We start from the raw sequence: 20,056 nt of genomic DNA on the forward strand, positions 1-20,056 counted from the left end.
TAATGATATAGAAGCAATATTTAGATTGAATGGGAGTTCTATATCATGATATGTCGAACTTTTATTCAGTCTAAATATTAATTTTAATACCTTGTAAGTAATGAAGAAGTTATTTGTTCTGTTGATATTGCTTTTATTTTTTGGCCGATCGCAGGCAACTGATATAGAGGCTCGTACCGGTATATTAGGAGGAGATGGATGGGGACTTCAAACCGGGGCGTATATAAACTTTCCGCAATCACGGTTGTTTTCTATACAAACGGGATTGTTGCTGCATACCGCAGGGAATTCGTTTTCATATGGAGATGATTGGAATATTGATTTTTTTGTACCCGTGTATGCTTCTTTTCATATTCCGTTGAGCGATAAAGTGAATCTCCGATTAAATGCGGGTGCTTACACCGGTAGTGGTGAATATTGGAATCTGGGAGCTACGGCGGCGGCCGGTATAGAGGTAAAAAGATTTTATGTGGGAGTGAACTATTTCCAGAATTGTGTCAATGACCGGGATTTGAAATTGGGGTTGTCGGTTGGATATAAATTCACATTATTTTAATCTTTTATATATTTTGAGGATAGGGGTATTTGAGCGTTTCCTGTCTTACGATAAAAACAACGAGAATTATGGAGTCAACAAGTAAAAAACAGAATACCCCTAAACTTTGGTACTGGGGGGAACCTAAAGGAGGAATGAGCCTTGAGGATTGTGAGAAAATAGTAAAAGAGATCCCGCATTTTGACAGGAAAACCCGGCTTGCGGATATGTATATAGCTTTTGTTTGACAGCAAGGGTTTCATTGTGGCATTTAACATAAAGAAGAGAGCCTGTTTTTATACATCGCTCTCTTTTTTTTATAACTTAGCCCCCAATTACTAAATCGAAGAACATGAAAAAGACTTTTTTATTAGCGATAGCCTTGTTGTGCTTTTGCGTTCCGATGAGCTTATTCGCACAAAAACGGCTTGCTTTCAAGGATGGGAAATTCAAGATCGTCCAATTTACAGACATTCATTGGGATCAGAAATCATCTAAATGCGCTAAGACAGTCGCTACGATACAATCCGTATTAAAGGCGGAGAATCCGGATGTGGCAATGCTGACGGGCGACGTGGTGACAGCAAGCCCCGGTTTGGAAGGATGGAAGTCAGTGATCGGGATCTTTGAGGAGGCCAAGATACCGTTTACGGTCATGATGGGAAATCATGATGCGGAGATCGTCCCCAAGGACGAGATTTATGCCATGCTTAGTAAATCACCTTATTTTATGGGCGAGAAGGGACCGGGTGATATCCATGGAGCCGGAAACTATGTGGTACCGGTCTACAGTTCGGACGGAAAGAAACCGGCGGCCTTATTGTATTGTATCGACTCCAACGATTATCCTACGCTGAAGGATTATGGCACGTATGATTGGATTCATTTCGACCAGATCCATTGGTATCGTGAGCAAAGTATGCGCTATACCAAGGAAAATGGCGGCAAACCGTTGCCAGCCTTGGCTTTTTTTCATATTCCTCTGCTGGAATATAATGAGATCGTTGGGGCGGAGACTACATTAGGACAGAAAGAAGAGGGAATCGCCTCTCCCAAGATCAACACGGGCTTCTTCGCTTCCTTGGTGGAAATGAAGGATGTGATGGCTACTTTCGCCGGGCACGATCATGATAACGATTATATAGGAATGTTATATAATGTGGGGCTAGCTTTCGGGCGTGTATCCGGATGGGACGCTTATGGAGATTTCGAGCGGGGTGGCCGTATCATTGAATTGCGTGAAGGCAAGTTTGAGTTTGATTCATGGATTCGTACCCCGTCCGGAAAGGAATATACGTATTATTATCCATCTGGCCTGACCTCTAAGGATGAGGAAACGATGGAATTCTTACCCGCCAAAACGGTAAAATCTAAAAAGCACGGGGTAGCTTATACCTATTATGAAGGTAAATTTAAACATACGGATCAGATCGCTTCCGGGACAAAAGTGAAAGAGGGTACGATGAAAAATATCTCTATTCAGGAGGCTCCGGCCAAGGATCATTTCGCTTATGAGTTCCGTACGTTGATAAATATCCCTGAAAAAGGTGTATATCGCTTTTATACGTATTCGGATGATGGTTCCAAACTATTTATAGACGGTAAAGCTATTGTTGATAATGATGGCTCTCATAATGCTCGTATAGCGAAAGGAAAGGTAGCGTTAGACGCTGGTTTCCACGAATTACGTGTTTTGTATTTCGAGGATTATATGGGCGAGGCCTTGGAGGTCGGGGTTTCCTGCCGTAAAATAAAGGAAGCTGTCTTACCAGAGGACTGGTATTATTTACCGGAATAAATATCCAGTTGTAGAGACGCAGCATGCTGCGTCTCCCACTGTCTGATAGTATCTTAGTCTTGTACGGCAGCTTTCGCTTTCTCTACTGCCTCATTGATATTACTGCAAATATTTTCTGCGCCAATCTTCTTATCGAATCCGGATTTTGTCAATACACGGTGTACATGTTCATTGACCCCGGAAAGTATCATATGGATATGCTCTGCCTCGGAAAGACGGAAAAGACTTTCCAAGTTATGCAGACCGGTAGAATCTATGAACGAAACCTTACGCATACGGATGATGCGGACTTTCGGTTTATCTCCCATACTTTTCATGATGCCGTCGAACTTATTCGCTACGCCGAAAAAGAACGGACCATCGATCTCGTATACCTCTACACCTTTAGGCAGGGAGAGGACTTCCTCGTCATGATGAATCTCGCCCTCGTCGGAAAGATCGATCTCATCCGTGGTGACGGATACATGCGTGGTCTCGGCCACACGGCGCATAAAGAATAACATGGCGATCAAAAGACCGATCTCGATAGCGATCGTAAGATCAAAGATAACCGTCAGGAAGAAAGTCACCAACAAGACGGATACGTCGCTTTTCGGGTTTTTCATCAAGGAACGGAACGTACGCCACTCACTCATATTATAAGATACGATGATCAATACGCCAGCCAGACAAGCCATTGGAATGTGTTTGGTAAGCGGCCCGAGGAAAAGCAAGATCAATAATAATACGATGGCGTGAATAATACCGGCAACCGGAGTTCGTCCACCATTATTTATATTGGTCATTGTGCGGGCGATGGCGCCGGTCACGGGAATACCGCCAAAAATAGGAACGATGATATTCGCCGCGCCTTGGGCGATTAGTTCCGTATTCGAATTATGCTTGTCGCCTGTCACACCATCCGCTACCGTAGCGGATAATAAAGACTCGATAGCCCCAAGGATAGCGATCGTAAAGGCAGAGGGAAGCAATAAGTTGATAGTTTCCATATTAAACGTGATCGGAGCCGGGGCTGGCAAGGAAGCGTTAATAGTAAACCGGTCTCCAATCGTCTCGATACCTGTAATACCCAAATGATTACGCATAATGTAAACAACGATCGTCATGATGACGATAGCGATCAAGGAACCCGGAATTTTCTTCGTTAGCCTCGGGCTTAACGTAATGATCAGGATACTAATGATACCGATAACGAATGCCCAAGGGTTAACCGTATCGAACGCCCCGAAATATGCGATCCATTTAGAGATGAAATCGGCGGGGACTTTATCCATAGTCAATCCAAATAAGTCTTTCATTTGTGTCGTGAAGATAGTGATAGCGATACCACTCGTGAAACCTACGACAATTGGGTAGGGGATAAACTTAATCACGGTACCGAGCTTCAACACGCCCATCAATACCAGAATAATACCCGCTATGACGGTAGCGATGGCAAGCCCTTCGATGCCGAAGTTCTGTATAATGCCATAAACGATCACGATAAACGCTCCGGTAGGTCCGCCGATCTGTACGTTGCAGCCTCCTAAAAGGGAGACAATGAATCCACCGATAATAGCCGTGATCAACCCTTTCTCCGGACTTACCCCGGAGGCGATACCAAAAGCGATGGCGAGTGGTAGGGCAACTATGCCGACAATTATACCCGCCATGAGATCCGTCATGAATCTCTCTTTGGAATAATTTCTCAGCGCCGTAAAGAGTTTGGGCTGAAAATCAAATTTGTTCTTCATTTTTCTTCTTGCCTGTTTGATTTGAGGATGCAAAGTTAATAAAATAAAGAAGATGCAAAAAATCTAAAGACGCATTCCGATTTTGTGTAAACAATTTAGGAGGATTTGTTGTTTCATTGTATAAAGGAGGAGAAGTTTTTCCTTGATAAATAAGTGATATCTATTGAGAGATAGATATTATTTAATGTTTGCGTAATCGATATCTGGAAACAAATTCTTACTTTTGATCGGTCATGAGAAAAACGATATACAAAACAGACTCATTAATTTACTACATAAAATTAGCATTATGGAAAAAAGTATTAAAGGTACACGTACCGAGCAGAATTTATTGAAATCATTCGCCGGAGAATCTCAGGCAAGAAGTCGTTACACATTTTTCGCTAGCGTAGCCAAGAAAGAAGGTTACGAGCAAATCGCAGGTGTTTTCATGGAAACAGCCGAGCAAGAGAAGGAACACGCTAAACGTTTCTTTAAATTCTTGGAAGGTGGAATGGTTGAGATTACCGCTTCTTATCCTGCAGGCGTAATCGGAACAACCGCTGAGAACTTGGCCGCCGCGGCAGCTGGTGAGAATGAGGAGTGGGCTGAATTGTATCCTGAGTTCGCTAAGATCGCAGAGGAAGAAGGTTTCCCCGCTATCGCTGTAGCTTTCAAGATGATCGCTAAGGTAGAGGCAGAGCATGAGAATCGTTACCGTAAGTTATTGAATAATGTAGAAACAGGTACGGTATTTGAGAAAGCTGAGGCTATCTTGTGGCAATGTCGCAACTGTGGTTTCGTATTCGAGGGCAAGAAAGCTCCGGTTAACTGTCCGGCATGCGCTCATCCGCAAGCTTATTTCGAACCGATGAAACAGAACTATTGATAATTAAAAGTTGAGAATTGAAAATTGAGAATTAACATAGTTAGTAATTCTCAATTTTCAATTCTCAATTTTCAATTCTCAATTTTCAATTCTCAATTATTTAATCGGTGGGTAATCAATCGTATAATGTAATCCCCGGCTCTCTTTCCGTTCCATCGCTTGACGAGTGATCAAATAACCTACATTGATCATATTACGCAACTCACATAATTCACGGGATGCCTTACAACGTTTGAAAAGGCTCTCTGTCTCCTCATATAAAATATCCAGACGGTTCCACGCACGGATCAAACGTGTGTTACTACGAACGATACCTACATACGCTTCCATGATCTGGTTTACCTCTTTCATGCTTTGAGTGATCAATACACGCTCTTCATTGGTGATCGTTCCCTCATCGTTCCATTCCGGTACATCTTGGTTAAACTCATAGCGATCCATGACGCTTAATGAGTGTTTTGCCGCGGCGTCGGCATATACAACTGCCTCGATCAATGAGTTTGAAGCTAAGCGGTTACCACCGTGCAGGCCGGTACAAGAACATTCTCCGATCGCATATAGGCGACGGATGCTGGATTGCCCGTTTAAGTCTACCTTGATACCTCCACATAAATAATGGGCCGCAGGGGCTACCGGGATGTAATCTTTCGTGATATCGATCCCTAAGCTGAGGCATTTCTTATAGATATTGGGGAAATGTTTCTTCGTCTCTTCCGGATCTTTGTGCGTCACGTCCAAATAGACATGGTCTTCACCCCGTTGTTTCATCTCGCTATCGATCGCACGGGCTACGATATCACGGGGAGCCAAGGAAAGACGGGGATCATATTTATGCATGAACTCCTCGCCGCCAAGGTTTCTCAATACAGCTCCATATCCGCGCATCGCCTCGGTGATGAGGAAAGAGGGACGGTCGCCCGGATGATACAAGGCGGTCGGGTGGAACTGGATAAACTCCATATCTTTTACGGAGCCTTTCGCGCGATAAACCATGGCGATACCGTCTCCGGTAGCTACCAGCGGGTTTGTCGTATTCCGGTAAACGGCCTCGCAACCGCCTGTCGCCATAACGGTTATCTTTGACAAGAAAGTATGTACCTCGCCCGTATCCTCGTTCAATACATAGGCACCGAAACATTTGATACCGGGGGTATGGCGGGTGACGATAATGCCCATATGGTGCTGGGTGATAATCTCTACCGCATAATGGTTCGTGAATACGGTGATGTTGGGATGGTTGTTTACCGTTTCTATCAAGCTCGTCTGTATCTCGGCTCCCGTATTGTCGGCATGGTGCAGGATACGAAACTCGGAGTGTCCTCCTTCTTTATGCAGATCGAATTCTCCGCTTTCTTTCTTATCGAAATTAACTCCCCATCGGATAAGCGCCTCGATCTGGGCAGGGGCCTCGCGCACGACTTTCTCCACGGCCGCCCGGTCGCTGATCCAGTCGCCGGCGATCATCGTGTCTTCTATGTGCTTCTCGAAATTATCTACTTTCAAGTTGGTTACGGAAGCGATACCTCCTTGCGCGAAATATGTGTTGGCTTCTTCTTGTCCGGCTTTACAGATAAGTGCTACGCTCTTGCCTTCATTGGCTACTTTCAGAGCGAAACTCATACCGGCGATTCCCGAGCCTATCACTAAGTAATCGAATCTTTGTACCATGTTTTCTACTGTTTAGGCTCACAAAGTTAGGGATTAACTGATTAGGTTGTTCCTTTTGCGCTTGCTTTTCGTACAAAATAAATATTGACTACAGGTTTCCCGGATAGAGCCTTGCGGGTTGTGTTACTGCAACCCGGCTTGCAGTGGAGGCCCTTAGAATTGGACGGATAATCCCAGCGTGAAGGTACGGGCTACAGGATAGATGGAAGTGGTCTCGATACCGGGTTCTACGCCATTCACGTTGATATTAGCGGGATCGCCTCCGGTATATCCGGTAAGTGTAAATACATTATTTACCGAGAAATAGCAGCGTAACGATTGAATCCATTTATTGTCTGGGAGAGGAATTTTATATCCCAAGGTCAATTCTTCTAATTTCAGGAAATTACCGTTCTCAAGAAAATAATCGCAATAGATCTTGTCTCCCTTGATGGCGTTGTTACGGGTATAAGCATCTTCTAAAAGATTGGTAACCGGTACGTTTTGTAGCCCGTAGTACATTTGTTTCAGATTCAACAGGTCGTACCCCAGCCAAGAGGTGAAAAACAACCGTAAATCGAAATTCTTCCAAGTAAACGTATGGCTGAAGGAGAGCTGCACTTTCGGTACGCCGTTGCCGATAAAAGCCTTGTCTTCCTCGGTACGCTCGGTAGTCGGGATCTTTCTCCCGTCTTTGCTCCATACCAAAATATTGCCCTCGGCGTCGGTTCCGGCATAGCGCCAACCGAAAAAGGAACCGATCGGCTTTCCCTCCTCCAAGCGGATAGCCGGGCCGGGTAATCCGGGGGTGGGAAGATCATACAGATAGGTATAGCCTAGCTTGAACTGGTTGTTGGAAAGGCTTTTCAGCGTACTGCTTAATAGGCTACCGGTGAGGCTTGCCGAATATTGAAAGTTCTTGGTACGCACGGGTAGCCAGTTCATTTCCCATTCCAATCCCTTGGAGTCGATAGTACCTACGTTTGTCGTGATATTGTCATGGATCATGGGAGGCTTGATCGCGTTGTAGACAAACAGGAGATCTTTTGTCGTACGTTTAAATAGATTCAAGGAGAGCATGAGGCGGGAGTTGAATAAGATCGCCTCGGCGCCTATGTTGGTATGCAGGCTTTTTTCCCAGCGTAAATCCGGATTGGGGTTATTGCTAGGTCCGAATACTTGTATCCATTTGCCATCTACCATGACTTTACCCGCTCCGGCGTACGTCTCTAGCGATTGGTAAGGGGAGAAATTATGGCGGCCCGATACCCCGTAACCAACCCTGAATTTAAGATCGTCCAACCATTCCGTTTGGAAGGCGGGTAACTCGCTCAAGCGTATACCACCCGAAAGGGCAGGGAAGTTGCCCCATTTATGATTCGCCCCGAATTTACTGGAACCTTCCCTGCGAAACGAAGCGGAAAGCATCAATAAGTCCCGGTAGGAATAATTAAACCGGGCAAAGACACTAATCAACTTGCTGGAATTCTTGAATGAGCTTAAGGTTGCTTTTCCATCGGTTAGATAAGAACCGGTGCCTATGTTGTTCCATGTGAAGAAGTCGGTAGGAAAGTCGGCATTTCCGGCGTTCATTCCCGAATGATCCCAACGTTGGAATGAATAGCCTATCATCGCTTTGACCGTGTGCTGGTCCCACGCTTTATCGTAATGATTCGTCCAGTCTAGCGTCCGGTTTACATATTTGGAAGAGGTACGATCCGCTCGCCCTTTCCGGTTATTGTCTACGGATTCTTTGGCCCGTGAGGTCCAATAGACATTTTCCTCACTCTCTTCCCGGTTCTCGGCGAGCATAATGGTGGAGTAAAAAGGTTTGCTCCAGTTGATCCGTGCGGTTAGCGAGCCGGTCATAAACTGGTTCTCTTGTTGCCGGTTTTCCTCTTTTAGTGAGGCTACGGGATTATCCCGCTCGAAACCGGAAGGATAGAGATACTCCGTCTCCTCCTCATCGGTATAGATCGGGGCGGTAGGATTGGCTAGCATCGCCTGTTGGAAAGCTGTATGGTTACCTAGGCGCAAATGTTGTTTTTTGTAAGCGAGCGATACGGTTAGCTCCAGATAGCCGGAGAGGAGGTTTTGGCTGATATGGGTACGTAAGGCGTATTCCCGGCGGGAGGATACAATGTCTAGCCCTTGTCCGTCCCTGTAATTCATGGAGATACGGAACGCCCCGCTTTTCCATCCGTTTTGAATGGATAAATCATGATTTTGTTCCAAGGGGCAGGAGCGTATCAAAGCGGCTTGCCAATCCGTATGATACCCTAGATCAGCGTCTCTCCCGGCTGCTACAAAGGCTTCGGGCGAAAGGATACGAGGTCTATTATATTCGTGAGCGGCCGCTAGGTAGGTTTGGTAATTGGCCTGCAACTTATCCGAGCTTTTACCGCTTTTGGTCGTTATCAAGATCACTCCGTTAGCCCCGTTCGATCCGTAAATGGCGGCGGAAGATCCGTCTTTTAATACCGATATGGAGGCGATTTCGGCTAGCGATAAACTATTCAAGGATACCCCGGGTACCCCATCTACCACGACTAGCGGATTGTTTCCGGCCAAAATAGACCCGGCGCCCCGTATCTGTATATCCGGTATCGAGTTTATATCGGACAAGGAAGATCCCGAGATACTCATTCCGGCGATCAATCCTTTGATGCCTTGGATGGGATTGTTGACCTTCCCGGATAAGAACCGTTCCGAGGATACATAACCCACGGCTGATGTCAGTTCCTTGCGTGCCAAGGTTCCGTAGCCGATCGCTACCACCTCGTCCAAATTAAAGACAGCCGGTATCAATTGGATCTGTAAATGACGGTTATCGGGCCCCACCGTCCTTAGCTCCGGTTTATAGGCCAGATGGGAGATTTGTAGCCGGCACGAATCCTTATCCGTAAAGAAGCGGAAATACCCTTCCTCATTCGTTAGTCCTCCTTTACCGGAAAGAAGGTCGATTACCGAGACAAATTCCATGGGAGACCCTTTCTCATCCGTGATATAACCCGTAACCGGGACTGGATAGGGCTTGGGCTTCCCTGTATCGATCTTAGGCATCAACAAGATTTGTACGTCCATGATCTCATAGCGTATCCCGATCGGTCCGCATAGCCGGTCTAGTATTTTACGGATATCCGGCGAGGTTATTTTCTCATTGATTTTCTGTTTCATATCTAACTGAGTCTCGTTGTATAGGAAAAGATAAGGGGATTGTTGCTCTATTTTCCGCAATACATCCCTTAATTGAGTCCCATGTTCATTCAAGGTGATGGGAACCTCGATCTCTTGGGCCCGTGTATGCGGGACGCAAAGGAACAGAGCCGTTATTAAGAATGATATGTATATCTTGATTTGCATAGGGTGAATTAAACGGTTAATAGATATATCCTTCCGAGCGTTTCAATAAGGGATTGGCCGATATCGCCCGGGCAGGTATCGGATAGAACCGGCGATAACTATCGGAGGGTTGCTTATCCCACCAGATACCGGTCGTGAATAGGCCGAACCGGTTTAAATCGGTACGTCTTCGTTTCTCCGCTAGAAATTCACGTCCCCATTCATCCAATAATTCCTGTGCGGTAAGGACGGAGCCATCTTCCGGATAGCGTACTTGTTCCCAGTCTTCCGGCGCATAGTATCGTTTGCGTATCTGGTTCAAGATCGCCTCGGCCTTGGCTGGATTACCCAGACGAAAGGAAACTTCCGCCAGCGTATAATAAACCTCTGTTAGCCGTAACACTACCAGATTATTCGCCATCAGCCCCACGTCTCCGGATGGATAAAGCGGATATTTCACGATACGGATACCTGTATTCTCCTCACCGGTCTTGATATTGGATACGAGGGAGGTGAATCTTTTATCTTGTATGATCCACGGCGTATCGGAAGATAATTGTTTATCTGTGAGCGCTTTCTTTTCCGTATCGGATAGATGGTCGGAATAACGTGCTACTTGATCTATGAAAATGAGGGGGTAATTTCCCCATTCCTCGGCGCCATACTGAAGCTGGTCGATATTGTATATCTGTTGGGCTCCGAAGAGGAATAATCCCTCGTAAATGCCTTGTGAGAGTACCTTGAAGTTCTTCTTCCGGAGATCCGTATCAGGAAATTTGGAAAACGTGCGTCCTAACGTATAAGGGTAGGGCTTGCCGGATGGATCGTAAGAGGGACTGAGGTGACAACCATTATAGGCCGCCGGCAAATCCTTGCCACAGCCGAATCGTTCGGGCGCTTGGTAGTGCATAAAAAACAGATAGTAAAAATCATCATACCCTACTTGCCGGGACTGGGGATAAGACCAGATTAGTTCCGGACAATCTTGATTGCCTGCGTTCCATAAATCGGTCCATTCCGAGGTGAGAGAGTAAGTGCCGAACTCTCCGTTGATAATCCGTTCGCAAAGCGCTCCGGTCTGTTCCCACATCGGTATATTGATGTACCAAGACGCGTTAAAATAGAGCCTCATCAATAATACGGCCGCCGCTCCTTGGGTGATACGTCCCTCGTAATTCTTGGAGGGGGCTTTGGGTAAATCGGGGATGGCGTTTAATAAGCTCTTTTCTATAAAGTGGAAATTTTCTTGTGGGGTAGCTGAACCAACCTCTTCCTCTGTCGTGAGGGAGATCGCAGGGATGCGGAACGCATCCAGAAGTAAAAGTTGGAAATAAGCCCGTAAAGCGGTAAGCTCGGCGATATGCTGCCGCTTGTCGGACTCTGGGAGTCCGAAGTTATCATATGATAACTCTTGGATATCCGCCAACGTATTGTTACAATATCCGATACCACCGTAGCAAGCGTTCCACATTTGCTCGCTGTTTTTCTCGTACGTGTCCCATGTATGTTGGTGGATCATACGCCATACGCCCCCGTCTTCCCAATGCTCTCGTTTTTGGGTGATCACGAGCTGATCCGCCGATAACTCTTGCAGCCAGAAAGAGAAATTAGTCTCCGCCCATTTCGCGTGCTCATAAGGACGGAATACGGAGGCCATTAGAGATTCATAATCCGCATAATAATCCTCTTTCTCCAGCTGGTCGTATAGGTCTTCTTCCAGATTGAAGCAGGAGAAGAGCAACGGGAGAAAAAGAAAGGTTAACAGCAGTGGTGCGTATCTCTTCATTGAATAAGAATCAAGTTCGTACCCGTGAGTTTATTGGTTTGTTGTAATACGGTTTCTAATTTTTGTGTCTTTAGAAAAGCGCCGGAGAAACGTTGATCATCGTTTTCCGGACGTGTGTACATGAGTGAGACCTTATAGGTTTGTTCGATCAAGCGTACGATTTCATCTAGGGAAGCGTTATCATAAAAGATGATCCCTTTTCTCCACGAGGTAAGCCGTTCACTATCAACTTCCGTTACCGTATAATGTTCGTCATTCACGAAATAATCGGCTTTTTGGTTCGGATGCAACTGTACCAATTCTTTCTCATGCGCGTTATTCAGGCTCACCTTTCCTTCTACCAAGATCACGGAGATCTCATTTCCTTGATCGGAGGTCTGTACGCTGAAAGAGGTTCCCAGTACCTTGACCGATAAGCCGGAAGCATCAACTATAAAAGGCTGCTCGCTATTGGGAGTGACCTCAAAGAAGGCTTCTCCTTTGATTTTGACCTCTCGTATGGAAGAGGCGAAGACCTCCGGATAGCTTAGCTCGGAATTCTCTCTCAGATAAACGGAACTACCATCGGGTAAAAGGATCGAACGATCCTCTTGCGCAGCTATAATCGTTTGCCATTCGGCATTTCCTGTTCCCGCTTTTCCGCCTTGATTCAAGAAATAGACGGTAACTCCGGATACAAGCAATAGTAAGACCACCGCTGCTATCGAGAACCATATTCTTCGGGAAGAAGTTGAGACCAAAGAAATAACCGGTGCCTCTTCGGTCTGCGACTGAGATTCCGAGGGCGTGATGATCGAAGCGATCCGATTCCATTTCCGGTCCGTTTCCGGATCGGCTTCAGTCTCTTCCAAAGGATTCCATTCGGCAGTTCGCTTCCGGAAAGCGGCCTCCCATTCCTTGGAGGCATGGATGGCTTGAAGCAACTCCGCTTCTTCCTCCGGGGTCGCCTTGCCTTTCAGATACCGTGTAATTATATGTTCGAATCGTTTATTCTCCATTTTCCTGTTTTACTAAATCTGTATTACCATTTCCAAAGACTAAGGAGCGTTCCCAGTAATAAGGCATAACGCCTTAATCCATCCCGGAATCGTTTCAAGGCACGAGTGATGTGTTTCTCCACCACTTTCTCCGTAATAGCCATATGTTCCGCTATCTCCCGGTTTTTCAAGCCATTCAGACGGCTGAGAACGAACGCTTCCTTGCATTTGGGCGGTAGTTCCTCCATAATCTGATCGATCGAGTCGGACAGTTCCTTTTGGATCAGCAAGGAGGAAGGGTCGGGTACGAAATCCGCCGCGTATAATCGCTCGGCAGTCTCGGTATCCGGTATCCGTTGCTGTACCGTATCGGCTATCTGACGGTGTTTTAAATAGTTTAGACAACTATTCCTTACCATCATGAAAAGAAAAGAGGTCAGCGAGATGTTATCCAGCAACTCCCTTCTTTCCCATAATTTCAAGAATACATCCTGTACGATATCCTCCGCCTCGTTTGTATCGTTGGTGTATTTCTGGGCAAATGCCTCTAAACGGGGAGAGAACTTGCGAAAAGCGTATTCGAACGCCTTTGCGTTGCCCCCTCTGATCTTATCGAAAAGAAGACGATCATCCGTTAGATACAATTGCTCACACATACCACTTTAGATAAAAGATTGAGGCAAATGTAACAAAAGTATTCTATTTTATGATCAAATCAATTTATTATATAACAACTAGGCCCGCTTTTACCCGCCCTTTATTCCTGTAAGATTATTTTATGTCCGAGAAGGGGGGGATTCCCCCTCTTGGTTGTTTTATCAAGCAAACGAAATAAATAAAATTAATTTAGTAATCTTAAATTGTAAAGCATGAAAAAGCATTTCTTCTCTTTGCGGGAAAGAGGTCTGTTCCTACTTCTTTTGGGACTTTTTCTTTCCTTTAGCAGTTATGCTCAAGACATTACCGTAAAAGGTGTAGTGAAAGACTCTAAATTCGGCGATCCGATTATTGGAGCTAGTGTCCTTGTGAAAGGAACAACGAATGGTACGATTTCCGATATGGACGGAAATTTCACGTTGGCAGCTCCGAAAGACGGGACTCTGACCATCTCTTATATCGGTTATAAATCACAAGAGATCCCGGTAAATGGACAGCAGAACCTGAATATCATTCTGGACGAGGATGTAGAGGCGTTGGACGAGGTGGTAGTAGTAGGTTACGCTACCGGTAGCAAGCGTACGATCTCCGGTGCGGTAGAGCGTATCAAGAAAGAGGATATGAACCAAGGTGTGGTGAATACGCCGTTGGAATCCTTGAAAGGTAAGGTTGCCGGTGTGGTAATCTCCAAGACGGGTGGCGACCCTGCCTCTAAGCCTTCTATCCGTGTACGTGGTACGACCTCTTTGTCCGGTGGTAATGATCCCTTGGTGATTATCGATGGCGTATTCGGAGATTTGAGCATGTTGGACGCGATCGCTCCCGCCGACATCGAGACGTTCACGATCTTGAAGGACGCTTCCGAGACCGCTCAGTACGGCTCACGTGGTGCCGCCGGTGTAATCGTAGTGACTACGGTGAAAGGTAAGAACGGTATGAAGACGTTGAGTTATAACGGCAACTTCGGTATCAGTAATGTTTATAAGAACTAGAAGATGTTATCCGCCGATGAGTTCCGCTCTACGGCGAAGGCGTTAGGCATGACTCCGCTGGATATGGGAGGTAATACGAATTTCTTCGACGAGATCGAGCAATTGGGTTATACGCAGAACCATAATATCTCTTTCGGCGCGGGTAACGACGATTCGAATTATCGTGCTTCTGTAGGCGTGATCGATCAACAGGGTATTATCAAGAATAGCGGTATGAAGAATTATACGGCTAAACTGGACGCTTCCCAGAATATGTTCAACAATAAGTTGAAAATCGAGTTCGGTATGTTCGGTTCCTTGAAACAAGTGGATTATACGAACGATTATGAGAAAACTTTCTATTCGGCCGCCACTTACAACCCAACCTTCCCTACGCATAAGAATGAGGATGGCAAATGGGATGAGGATCCCTACGCAAACGAGATCCAGAACCCGCTGGGACGCCTTGAGATACAGGATCGTGAGAAGAACGCTTACGTGAACGTACACGGTAAATTGACTTGGACGATTCTGGACGGGTTGAAACTGAGCGCATTCGGCTCTTATACGTATAACGTGAAGGAGAACATGAAGTATATCCCGAAAGATTTGAAGGCGATTACGCAAACTTCCGACGCTCATGGTTACCGTGCGGATAATAAGCAGAATATCTTGATGGGTAATATCCAGTTATCCTATAATAAGGATTTGAATGAGAAACATCATATCGACGCTTTGGCCTTGGTAGAGGGACAAAAATATCATTATACGGGATTTAGCGCCGGTGCCCGTGGCTTTGAGACGGATTACTTCGGTTATAACAACCTGAAAGCGGGTGGTACGGTGAAATACGGAGACGTGACTTCTTTCCAAAACGAGAATCGTCTGGCCTCATTCATGGGTCGTTTCAATTATATGTATGACAACCGTTTTATCGCTACCGTGAACTTACGTGCGGACGGTTCCTCTAAATTGGGTATGAATAATAAATGGGGCTTCTTCCCTTCCGCTTCCGCCGCTTGGGTGTTGAATGAGGAGGCTTTCTTGAAAGACGTGGATTGGCTGAGCCAGTTGAAACTACGTGCGGGTTATGGCCTGACCGGTAACCAAGATGCTATCGAGGCTTATAACTCGTTGGCTTTGATGAGCCCGAACGGCGTGACTTCCGTCAATGGAAATTCTACCGCTACCTATGGCTTTACACGTAACTCGAACCCGGACTTGCGTTGGGAGGTGAAAAAGACATTCGATGTGGGTGTGGACGCTGGTATTCTCGATGGCCGCTTTACGTTGACCGCCGATTGGTATACTTCCAAGACTACGGATCTGTTGTATAAATATGCGGTTCCGGTTCCTCCGTTCGTATATCCGGAATTATTGGCGAACTTGGGAGAGATGACCAACTCCGGCGTGGAATTGGCTGTAAGCGGTGGTATCGTGAAGACAAAGGATTTCGATTTCAACATGGGCGTGAATTTCTCTTACCAGAAGAATAAATTGAACTCCTTGAGCGGTTCTTATATGGGACAAGAGTTGCAGGCGAAACAATATATGGATCTGTCCAGTATGAGTGGTGCCGGTTTCGTAGGAAACAACCGTGTGGTTTATCAGATGGTAGGCCAGCCTGTCGGAGTGTTCTACATTCCTCGTTGCTTGGGCTTGACTCCGGCTTTGGATGAGAATGGAAACGCTATCGAAGGCCGCTATATCTACAACTTGGATCAGACGATCGATGGAAAAGAGGGTTTGGATACCAATGATGGTGGCGACCGTTATATCGCCGGACAAGCCATGCCGAAATATTATCTGGGAATGAACTTCAGCTTCCGCTACAAACGCTTTGACTTGATGACGCAGATGAACGGCGCTTTCGGTCATAAGATCTTCAACGGTACATCGCTAGCTTATATGAACTTGAGCCAGTTCCCTACATACAACGCGTTGGCTAAGGCTCCGGAAAGCAAGATCTACGACCAGTCGATCTCTGATTATTGGTTGGAAAAGGGCAATTATTTGAATATCGATTATATTACGTTGGGTTACAACATCGATTGCAAGAAGATCGAGAAATACGTGAAGAATATCCGTGTGACATTCTCGGTGAACAACGTGGCTACGATCACGGGTTACTCCGGCTTGTCTCCGATGATTAACAGTACGACGGTCGATAAAGATAATAATGACCTAGGTATGGATAACAAACGTTTCTATCCGTTATCCCGTACGTATTCATTAGGTTTGAGTGTTAACTTCTAAATCCATTTAAAGAGTCATGAAAAAGAAATTTATATATAGCTTTATGATAGCCGCTGCCGCCGCGGCATTTTCTTCCTGTTCTAATTTTTTGGAAGAGCGTCCTACAGACGCGTTTGATGAGGAGACCGCGTTCCAAAGCCCTACGTTGGTCTATGTAAACACGGTTGCGAGCCTGTACAATAATATGTTCAAGATCATGGGTAACGACCGTCATGTATATGACTTGAATACCTTCTCCAGCGATGAGGCTATGCTTCCTTGCCGTATCGGCGACTGGGAAGATGGCGGTTTATGGCAGAATATTTTCTTACACCGTTGGGGCACGATGAATGATTTGACCAAGAACTCTTGGGATTTCTTGTATGAGCAGATCGGAAAATGCAACCAGAGTGTTGATAAGTTGCAAGCCTTTGCCGAGGAACAACCGGACGTGGAATATTTCAAGGTTTATCTGGAAGAGGTCCGTGCGGTCCGTGCGTTTTTCTATTATGAGTTGTTGGATTTGTTCGCTCGTGTTCCGTTGGTAACTTCCTCTACGACACCGATGTCTGAGGTAAAGCAATCTGAGCGTAGCGTTGTATTTAACTTTGTCCGTTCGGAGTTGGAGGAGGCGTTGCCTTATCTTTCAGATAACCGCAGTAACCAAAAAGGTGAGTATTACGGACGTATTACCAAGCCGGTGGCTTATATGATCTTGGCTAAGTTGGCGTTGAACGCGGAGGTTTATGCGGACGACAATTGGACGGACGGCAATCGTCCGGATGGAAAGAACATCAAGTTTACCGTTGACGGTAAAGAGATGAACGCTTGGGAAGCAACGATCGCCTATGTGGATAAGTTGGAGGCTTTGGGCTATAAGTTGCAGGGAAACTTCTCGGAGAATTTCGCCGTAGCGAACGAGACCTCGGTTGAGAATATTTTCACGGTTCCTATGGACCCGGTCGCTTATCCGGACGCTAAGGACTATAACGTGGTACGTACCCGCCATTATGATCATGCTACGGCTTACGGCCAATCCGGATGGAATGGCTCTTGCGCTACGGTGAAGGCGATGAACGTGTTTAAGTTCGGTACGGCGGATGAGGATCCTCGTTGTAAGCTTACTTATTTTACGGGCGAGGTGACCGGCCCGGATGGAAAGACGATCTATACGGAATGGGACGGACAGAAAGTGCCTTTGAAATATGAGCCGAACGCCCCGAAGGTATATATGGATGCCTCCGATGGTTTGTTGGTGAAGACCGCCGGAGCTCGTATGGCTAAATATGAGTTCGACCAGAATGCTCAGGATGGTGGAAACTTGCATGGAAATGACTGCGTGATCTTCCGTTTCGCCGATGCGTTGCTGATGAAGGCGGAAGCCAAGATTCGTCTGGGACAGAATGGAGACGATGAGGTGAACCAAGTTCGCAACCGTGTAGGCGCCAAACCGCTACAAAACGTAACGCTGGATACGCTATTAGACGAGCGTATGCTTGAATTAGCGTGGGAAGGCGTACGCCGGCAGGATTTGATCCGTTTCGGTAAGTTTACCGAGGCTACGGTAGACCGTTATGTAGGCGTGAAACATTCCGCCAGCTCACTGGATTATCAAGAGGATAAGACGGGATATACAACGGTATTCTCCATCTATGCCGATATCCTTAGCCTGAATCCTAACTTGACACAGAATCCGGGATATTAATACGATTCATTTTAATCTTTAAGGCTTTATCAGGGGGCTGTCCGTTATTGGGCAGCCCTTTCTTCTTTTTGCTTGATTTTCCCTAGTATCTTCGGGAATTTCCATATAAATAACAACGTACAGCAAATAGCGGCCGTGGCATCCGATACGGCTTCTGCCGCGTATACGCCGGTTACCCCCATAAAATGAGGTAATAGTAATGCCAAAGGAATCAAGAGGATTACTTTACGAAGCAAGGCGATAAAGATAGATATCTTAGCTTGTCCCAACGCTACGAACATATTCTGGCAAGCTCGTTGTAAGCCAAAAATCGTCATACCCGCCAAGAAGATGGGCATGACCCAACGGACGGTATCGATCAACTCCTTGTCGCTTGTAAAAGCGGAGGCTACGGTTGAGGGGAATAAGATCATGAATAGCATGAGTATCAAGTTGAAAGAGAACATAACGATTAGCACGATACGAAAACAATCTTTCACCCGCTGTTTGTCTCCATGTCCGTAATTATAGCTTATGATCGGTACGAATCCTTGGGCGAAACCGGTCAGCGGTACGCTGGCGAATTGCATGGCACTCTGTAAGATAGCCAATGCGCTCACATAGATATCGCCAAAATTTTTCAAACTACTATTCAAGACGAAACCTACCAGACTCTCCGTGCTGGCCATGATGAACGGAGAAATTCCCAAAGCGAACATCGAGAGTACGATTCTTCGGTCCAGTCTCATATACCGCCTTTCCAAAGGCAAGGAGGCACGTCTTGAGAAAAGGAAGCTCAATACCCATATGGCACTGCAAGCTTGTGATAGGATCGTGGCGAGCGCGGCGCCTTTTACCCCCATATCCAACCAGAAAATGAAGATAGGGTCTAATACGATATTCAATAAAGCCCCGATCAAAACCGAGCACATAGCGATAGACGGACGCCCTTGTGCGTTGATAAAGGCATTCAAGCCCGTGGATATCTCGACAAACAGAGTGCCCAGTAAATAAATAGAGAGATAATCCACCGCATATCCTAACGTATATTTTGATGCTCCTGTAAAAAGCAGGATCGGTTCCATGAAGGTATAGGTGATGAGGGAAGTGAATATAGTAAATAGGATAAGCAATATAAATCCATTTCCCACTATTTTTCCGGCCCGTTCCCGGTCGCCCTGCCCGAGAGCGATAGCCGCTAACGGCGAACCGCCCGCTCCCACGATAGCGGAGAAAGAAGAGATCAAGATCACGATGGAGGTGGTCACCCCTATACCAGCCAAAGCGTTTGTCCCGATCTCGGGAATATGCCCGATATAGATACGATCTACGATATTGTAAAGTAGGTTGACAAATTGGGCCGCTACCGCCGGAAGCGCCATTTTGAAAACCAGCGGTAGCATACGTTCCGTACCTAGCCTAGCCTCGTATTTGTTCTTCATATTCAATCGGGATTTCAATTAAAATGGCTGCAAAGTTACAAGAACTTGTTGGATTATATAATCGAGTTCCATAAATTACCAGTTAATAAAAAACACTTAATATCTACCACATCTACAATTCCTTCTTATATGCCTTATAAATAAACATCTTATATAGTGGTTGTAGATAGAAAATATCTACAATTATCATTCTTTATCTACCATGTTTTGATAGAAAACGCAAGAAACCAAATTATCGTTTAGGTTCGTGTGTCGTAGTGTGTCTTATGCTGATATAGGTAGACACATTCAATAACAATAAAATGTGTAATTATTATGCGCAAAAAACATGAGCATTACAGCGAAGAAGAGAAATTGCATCTTCTTCATTCTTATTATCAA

12 protein-coding genes and 1 pseudogene are annotated in these 20,056 nt (G+C 45.8%); 6 read left to right on the forward strand and 7 right to left on the reverse strand.

The window, feature by feature from the left end:
* Window positions 1–100 precede the first annotated feature (100 nt).
* The 3 genes from NBH16_RS19410 to NBH16_RS19420 all read left to right on the forward strand — a co-directional run bounded on the left by NBH16_RS19410 (window position 101) and on the right by NBH16_RS19420 (window position 2,333).
* Window positions 101–556 carry a hypothetical protein gene (locus NBH16_RS19410; protein ID WP_005860333.1) on the forward strand — a complete coding sequence of 152 codons (456 nt, stop codon included), beginning with the start codon at window positions 101–103 and terminating at the stop codon, window positions 554–556.
* A gap of 68 nt (window positions 557–624) precedes the next feature.
* Window positions 625–783, forward strand: a complete 159-nt coding sequence (locus tag NBH16_RS19415) for a hypothetical protein (protein WP_005860331.1) — start codon at window positions 625–627, stop codon at window positions 781–783.
* Window positions 784–887: 104 nt separating this feature from the next.
* Window positions 888–2,333, forward strand: coding sequence for a PA14 domain-containing metallophosphoesterase (locus NBH16_RS19420; protein ID WP_250788981.1), 1,446 nt, complete (start codon window positions 888–890; stop codon window positions 2,331–2,333).
* A 53-nt stretch (window positions 2,334–2,386) separates the two neighbouring features.
* Here the strand turns inward: NBH16_RS19420 and NBH16_RS19425 are convergent, their stop codons facing one another.
* A complete protein-coding gene (locus tag NBH16_RS19425; RefSeq protein ID WP_005860327.1) occupies window positions 2,387–4,066 on the reverse strand; it encodes a SulP family inorganic anion transporter in 1,680 nt (559 codons plus the stop codon).
* Between the two features lie 289 nt (window positions 4,067–4,355).
* Between NBH16_RS19425 and rbr the strand changes: the two genes are divergently transcribed.
* Window positions 4,356–4,934 (forward strand): rubrerythrin, encoded by a 579-nt coding sequence (rbr, locus tag NBH16_RS19430; protein ID WP_008777696.1) that lies wholly within the window; start codon window positions 4,356–4,358, stop codon window positions 4,932–4,934.
* Window positions 4,935–5,030: 96 nt separating this feature from the next.
* Here rbr and nadB read toward each other — a convergent pair whose 3' ends face one another.
* The 5 genes from nadB to NBH16_RS19455 all read right to left on the reverse strand — a co-directional run bounded on the left by nadB (window position 5,031) and on the right by NBH16_RS19455 (window position 13,342).
* A complete protein-coding gene (gene nadB / locus NBH16_RS19435) occupies window positions 5,031–6,602 on the reverse strand; it encodes an L-aspartate oxidase (RefSeq protein WP_057329610.1) in 1,572 nt (523 codons plus the stop codon).
* Window positions 6,603–6,755: 153 nt separating this feature from the next.
* Window positions 6,756–9,944 carry a SusC/RagA family TonB-linked outer membrane protein gene (locus NBH16_RS19440; protein ID WP_250788982.1) on the reverse strand — a complete coding sequence of 1,063 codons (3,189 nt, stop codon included), beginning with the start codon at window positions 9,942–9,944 and terminating at the stop codon, window positions 6,756–6,758.
* 16 nt (window positions 9,945–9,960) lie between these two features.
* Complete coding sequence (locus NBH16_RS19445; protein WP_250788983.1) at window positions 9,961–11,709, reverse strand: RagB/SusD family nutrient uptake outer membrane protein; 1,749 nt, start codon at window positions 11,707–11,709, stop codon at window positions 9,961–9,963.
* Window positions 11,706–12,707 (reverse strand): FecR family protein, encoded by a 1,002-nt coding sequence (locus tag NBH16_RS19450; protein ID WP_087346919.1) that lies wholly within the window; start codon window positions 12,705–12,707, stop codon window positions 11,706–11,708. The genes NBH16_RS19445 and NBH16_RS19450 overlap by 4 nt, the downstream gene beginning before the upstream one ends.
* Before the next feature lie 23 nt (window positions 12,708–12,730).
* On the reverse strand, window positions 12,731–13,342 hold the full coding sequence (locus tag NBH16_RS19455; RefSeq protein ID WP_008773174.1) for an RNA polymerase sigma-70 factor: 612 nt from the start codon (window positions 13,340–13,342) through the stop codon (window positions 12,731–12,733).
* A gap of 213 nt (window positions 13,343–13,555) precedes the next feature.
* Here NBH16_RS19455 and NBH16_RS19460 point away from each other — a divergent pair.
* A pseudogene (locus NBH16_RS19460) lies at window positions 13,556–16,570 on the forward strand (SusC/RagA family TonB-linked outer membrane protein).
* Window positions 16,571–16,586: 16 nt separating this feature from the next.
* Window positions 16,587–18,254: a RagB/SusD family nutrient uptake outer membrane protein gene (locus NBH16_RS19465; protein WP_008773172.1), complete on the forward strand. Its 1,668-nt coding sequence runs from the start codon at window positions 16,587–16,589 to the stop codon at window positions 18,252–18,254.
* Window positions 18,255–18,298: 44 nt separating this feature from the next.
* On the opposite strand, the gene NBH16_RS19470 is transcribed toward NBH16_RS19465, so the two are convergent.
* Window positions 18,299–19,675, reverse strand: coding sequence for an MATE family efflux transporter (locus tag NBH16_RS19470; protein WP_195601788.1), 1,377 nt, complete (start codon window positions 19,673–19,675; stop codon window positions 18,299–18,301).
* Between the last annotated feature and the right edge of the window lie 381 nt (window positions 19,676–20,056).

Origin of the sequence: Parabacteroides sp. Y3-G-102, assembly GCF_023656845.1 — a bacterium.
Lineage (GTDB): Bacteria > Bacteroidota > Bacteroidia > Bacteroidales > Tannerellaceae > Parabacteroides > Parabacteroides distasonis.

Coding starts and splice junctions, on each gene's coding strand:
- NBH16_RS19425 (WP_005860327.1), bottom strand. CDS start 4,066: ATGAAGAACAAATTTGATTTTCAGCCCAAACTCTTTACGGCGCTGAGA.
- NBH16_RS19465 (WP_008773172.1), top strand. CDS start 16,587: ATGAAAAAGAAATTTATATATAGCTTTATGATAGCCGCTGCCGCCGCG.
- NBH16_RS19420 (WP_250788981.1), top strand. CDS start 888: ATGAAAAAGACTTTTTTATTAGCGATAGCCTTGTTGTGCTTTTGCGTT.
- NBH16_RS19440 (WP_250788982.1), bottom strand. CDS start 9,944: ATGCAAATCAAGATATACATATCATTCTTAATAACGGCTCTGTTCCTT.
- NBH16_RS19470 (WP_195601788.1), bottom strand. CDS start 19,675: ATGAAGAACAAATACGAGGCTAGGCTAGGTACGGAACGTATGCTACCG.
- NBH16_RS19450 (WP_087346919.1), bottom strand. CDS start 12,707: ATGGAGAATAAACGATTCGAACATATAATTACACGGTATCTGAAAGGC.
- nadB (WP_057329610.1), bottom strand. CDS start 6,602: ATGGTACAAAGATTCGATTACTTAGTGATAGGCTCGGGAATCGCCGGT.
- NBH16_RS19415 (WP_005860331.1), top strand. CDS start 625: ATGGAGTCAACAAGTAAAAAACAGAATACCCCTAAACTTTGGTACTGG.
- NBH16_RS19410 (WP_005860333.1), top strand. CDS start 101: ATGAAGAAGTTATTTGTTCTGTTGATATTGCTTTTATTTTTTGGCCGA.
- NBH16_RS19445 (WP_250788983.1), bottom strand. CDS start 11,709: ATGAAGAGATACGCACCACTGCTGTTAACCTTTCTTTTTCTCCCGTTG.
- NBH16_RS19455 (WP_008773174.1), bottom strand. CDS start 13,342: ATGTGTGAGCAATTGTATCTAACGGATGATCGTCTTCTTTTCGATAAG.
- rbr (WP_008777696.1), top strand. CDS start 4,356: ATGGAAAAAAGTATTAAAGGTACACGTACCGAGCAGAATTTATTGAAA.